This is a genomic window from Pseudomonas sp., assembly GCF_049590575.1.
Classification (GTDB): Bacteria; Pseudomonadota; Gammaproteobacteria; order Pseudomonadales; family Pseudomonadaceae; genus Aquipseudomonas.
In genome coordinates this window covers 1-3,433 of sequence record NZ_JBAWDE010000061.1, presented here as the reverse complement: position 1 = coordinate 3,433, position 3,433 = coordinate 1, and the positions used below count along the sequence as shown (strand labels likewise).

Annotated in this window: 3 protein-coding genes; all 3 read left to right on the top strand. The window is 62.6% G+C overall.

The window, feature by feature from the left end; genetic code table 11:
• The first annotated feature begins 104 nt into the window (after positions 1-104).
• The 3 genes from phaZ (at position 105) to WBR57_RS04485 (ending at position 3,369) form a co-directional block, all read left to right on the top strand.
• Positions 105-950 (top strand): poly(3-hydroxyalkanoate) depolymerase, encoded by an 846-nt coding sequence (gene phaZ / locus WBR57_RS04495; RefSeq protein ID WP_424082509.1) that lies wholly within the window; start codon positions 105-107, stop codon positions 948-950.
• A gap of 88 nt (positions 951-1,038) precedes the next feature.
• Positions 1,039-2,721, top strand: a complete 1,683-nt coding sequence (gene phaC, locus WBR57_RS04490) for a class II poly(R)-hydroxyalkanoic acid synthase (RefSeq protein ID WP_424082507.1) — start codon at positions 1,039-1,041, stop codon at positions 2,719-2,721.
• Between the two features lie 27 nt (positions 2,722-2,748).
• Entirely contained in the window at positions 2,749-3,369 is a 621-nt protein-coding gene (locus tag WBR57_RS04485; protein ID WP_424082505.1) for a TetR/AcrR family transcriptional regulator, read from the top strand.
• Positions 3,370-3,433: the final 64 nt, after the last annotated feature.

Sequence of the window (3,433 nt, the reverse complement as noted above, 5' to 3'; positions counted from 1 at the left end):
GCGGTGTGTCAGTCAACACTTCTGATCCTGATACACCGCTTTCGCGAGCAAGCCCGCTCCCACAATGACCTCACTCCGGCTGCACCACTCCACAGGGCTTGAGCATGCCGCAACCGTTCATCTTTCGTACCATCGACCTGGATGGCCAGACCCTCCGCACGGCGGTGCGCCCGGGCAAGCCTCACTTGACGCCGCTGCTGATCTTCAACGGCATCGGCGCCAACCTTGAGCTGGTGTTTCCGTTCGTCCAGGCGCTGGACCCGGACCTGGAAGTGATTGCCTTCGATGTCCCCGGCGTGGGCGGTTCCTCGACGCCCAACCGGCCCTATCGCTTCCCCGGTCTGGCCAAGCTCACCGCGCGCATGCTCGATTACCTGGACTACGGCCAGGTGAACGCAGTGGGCGTGTCCTGGGGCGGCGCACTGGCGCAGCAGTTTGCGTATGACTACCCGGAGCGCTGCAAGAAGCTGATCCTGGCCGCCACCGCTGCGGGGGCATTCATGGTGCCCGGCAAGCCCAAGGTGCTGTGGCTGATGGCCAGCCCTCGACGCTATATCCAGCCGTCCCACGTGGTGCGCATTGCGCCGATGATTTACGGCGGCTCGTTCCGCCGCGACTCGAAACTGGCCGCCGAACACGCCAGCAAAGTGCGCTCGGCCGGCAAGCTGGGCTACTACTGGCAACTGTTTGCGGGGCTCGGCTGGACCAGCATCCACTGGCTGCACAAGATTCGCCAGCCGACCCTGGTGCTGGCGGGCGACGACGACCCGCTGATCCCGCTGGTCAACATGCGCCTGCTCGCCTGGCGCATTCCCAACGCACAGCTGCACATTATCGATGACGGCCATTTGTTCCTGATCACCCGCGCCGAGGCGGTGGCGCCGATCATCATGAAATTCCTGGAAGAGGAGCGCCTGCGCGCAGTGATTCACCCGCGACCGTCGGTGTAAGGACCACACCGGCGCGCAACTTGGCCAGAACCGACTATGGTTCTGAATTGGTGTGCCTGTTGATCGCTTGACGAAGGAGTAGTGGCTCATGCGAGATAGACCCGTGACGAACCCGGCGCCTACCCCCGCTGCGTTCATCAATGCGCAAAATGCGATCACCGGCCTGCGCGGCCGTGACCTGCTCTCGACCTTGCGCAGCGTCGCCGCCCACGGCCTGCGCAACCCGGTGCACACCGCCCGCCATGCCCTGGCCCTCGGCGGCCAGCTGGGCCGCGTACTGCTGGGTGAAACGGTGCATGAACCCAACCCTCACGATAATCGCTTCGCCGACCCGACCTGGGCCCTCAACCCGCTGTACCGGCGCAGCCTGCAGGCCTATCTGAGCTGGCAGAAGCAGACCCGCCACTGGATCGACGACAGCTCGCTGAGCAGCGATGACCGGGCCCGCGCGCAGTTTGCCTTCGCCCTGATCAATGACGCTGTTGCGCCCTCCAATACCCTGCTCAACCCGCTGGCAATCAAGGAGCTGCTCAACTCCGGCGGCAACAGTGTGGTACGTGGTGTGAGCAACCTGTTCAATGATTTGCTGCACAACCACGGCCTGCCGAGCCAGGTCAGCAAGCACGCCTTCGAGGTCGGTAAAACCGTGGCCACTACCCCTGGCTCGGTGGTGTTTCGCAATGAGCTGATGGAGTTGATCCAGTACAAGCCCATGAGCGAAAAACAGTACGCCAAGCCGCTGCTGATCGTGCCGCCGCAAATCAACAAGTTCTATATTTTCGACCTCAGCCCGGCCAACAGCTTTGTGCAGTACGCGCTGAAAAACGGCCTGCAGACCTTTATTGTCAGTTGGCGCAACCCGGATGTGCGCCATCGCGAATGGGGCCTGTCCACCTATGTGGCAGCGCTGGAAGAAGCGCTCAACGTGTGTCGGGCGATCACCGGTGCGCGCGAGGTCAACCTGATGGGCGCCTGTGCCGGCGGCCTGACCATCGCCGCGCTGCAAGGCCACCTGCAAGCCAAGCGCCAGTTGCGCCGCGTCTCCAGCGCCAGTTACCTGGTGAGCCTGCTGGACAGCCAGATCGACAGCCCTGCGGCCCTGTTCGTCGACGAGCAGGCCCTGGAGGCCGCCAAGCGCCGCTCCTACCAGCAAGGCGTGCTCGACGGCCGCGACATGGCCAGGGTCTTTGCCTGGATGCGCCCCAACGACCTGATCTGGAATTACTGGATCAACAATTACCTGCTGGGCAAGCAACCGCCCGCCTTCGACATCCTGTACTGGAACAACGACAACACGCGCCTGCCCGCCGCGCTGCATGGCGACTTGCTGGACTTCTTCAAGCACAACCCGCTGAGCCACCCCGGTGGCCTGGAGGTATGCGGTACGCCCATCGATTTGCAGAAGGTCACGGTGGACAGCTTCAGCGTGGCCGGGATCAACGACCACATCACGCCGTGGGACGCGGTGTATCGCTCCACCCAGCTGCTGGGTGGCGAGCGACGCTTCGTGCTGTCCAACAGCGGTCACGTGCAGAGCATTCTCAACCCGCCGGGCAACCCCAAGGCCAACTATGTCGAGAACCCCAAGCTGAGCAGCGATCCGCGCGCCTGGTACTACGACGCCAATCACGTCGAAGGCAGCTGGTGGCCGCAGTGGCTGGAGTGGATCCAGCAACGTTCGGGGGTACAGCGCGAAACCCTGACCGCCCTGGGCAACCAGAATTACCCACCGATGGAAGCGGCGCCAGGCACTTACGTGCGGGTGCGCTGAGCTCAACGATCACATTAAGAAGACTGGATGAAAACCCGCGACCGTATCCTTGAATGTGCCTTGCAGTTGTTCAACCAGAAGGGCGAGCCAAATGTGTCGACCATGGAGGTGGCCAATGAAATGGGGATCAGCCCGGGCAACCTCTACTACCATTTTCACGGCAAGGAGCCGCTGGTACTCGGGCTGTTTGAGCGCTTCCAGAATGAGCTGGCGCCGCTGCTCGACCCACCCGCGGACGCGCAATTGCAGCCCGAGGATTATTGGCTGTTCCTGCACCTGATCATCGAGCGCATGGCTCACTACCGGTTTTTGTTCCAGGACCTGTCAAACCTGGCGGGCCGCCTGCCGAAGCTGGCCAAGGGCATCCGCAACCTGTTGACGGCACTCAAGCGCACCCTGGCGTCGTTGCTTGCGCGGTTGAAGGCGGCGGGGCAATTGGTCAGCGACACCCAGGCGCTGGGGCAATTGGTGGAGCAGATCACCCTGACCCTGCTGTTTTCCCTGGATTACCAGCGCATTCTCGACCGTGAAGGCGAGGTGCGGGTGGTGGTGTACCAGATCATGATGCTGGTGGCGCCGCACCTGTTGCCTCCGGCGCGCCAGGCGACCGAGCGGTTCGCACTGAAATATCTGGATCACATAGATTAAAAATGTGCGAGCGGGCTTGCTCGCGAATGCGGTGTGTCAGACAGCACCTCTGTTACTGATACAC

Excerpts from the sequence above, each read along its gene's own strand:
- phaC (WP_424082507.1), top strand. The coding sequence starts at position 1,039 with ATGCGAGATAGACCCGTGACGAACCCGGCGCCTACCCCCGCTGCGTTC.
- WBR57_RS04485 (WP_424082505.1), top strand. The coding sequence starts at position 2,749 with ATGAAAACCCGCGACCGTATCCTTGAATGTGCCTTGCAGTTGTTCAAC.
- phaZ (WP_424082509.1), top strand. The coding sequence starts at position 105 with ATGCCGCAACCGTTCATCTTTCGTACCATCGACCTGGATGGCCAGACC.